The sequence below is a fragment of the Wenzhouxiangella sp. YN9 genome (genome assembly GCF_056324165.1).
The window spans coordinates 1-331 of record NZ_JBJNIP010000114.1 but is presented as its reverse complement, the minus strand read 5'-3'; the positions used below and the strand labels follow the sequence as shown (position 1 = coordinate 331).

Annotated in this window: 1 protein-coding gene; it reads right to left on the bottom strand. The window is 62.2% G+C overall.

The annotated features are described in order from the left end of the window. Positions 1-331, bottom strand: a 331-nt coding sequence (locus ACEWQ0_RS12010) for a DUF7507 domain-containing protein (protein WP_476485458.1), incomplete at both ends; no start/stop codon positions are given.

Below are 331 nucleotides of genomic sequence, written 5' to 3'. Positions count from 1 at the left end.
GGCCGGGGTGCAGCCGGTGATGACCGCATCAGGATCGCTGATCGCGACGTTGGCCAGGGTCAGCGTGCCGGTGTTGTTTGCAATCATCTCATATGTGATGGTGTCACGCTCGCCATAAGGCGCGCCTACGGAGGTCACGGTCTTGTCTAGCACGAGACAAAGATAGGTTTCGAGCGGCGCATCGGACGTATCGTCATCGGAAACCGGGTAGCCGTCAGTGTCGTCGCCCGTAACCGTGGCCGTATTGGTGATCGGCGTGCCGGCGTCCAGATCGGCCTGGCTGATCGTATGCTCGGCCAGGCAGATCAGGTCATCGCCGGGGGCCAGGCTG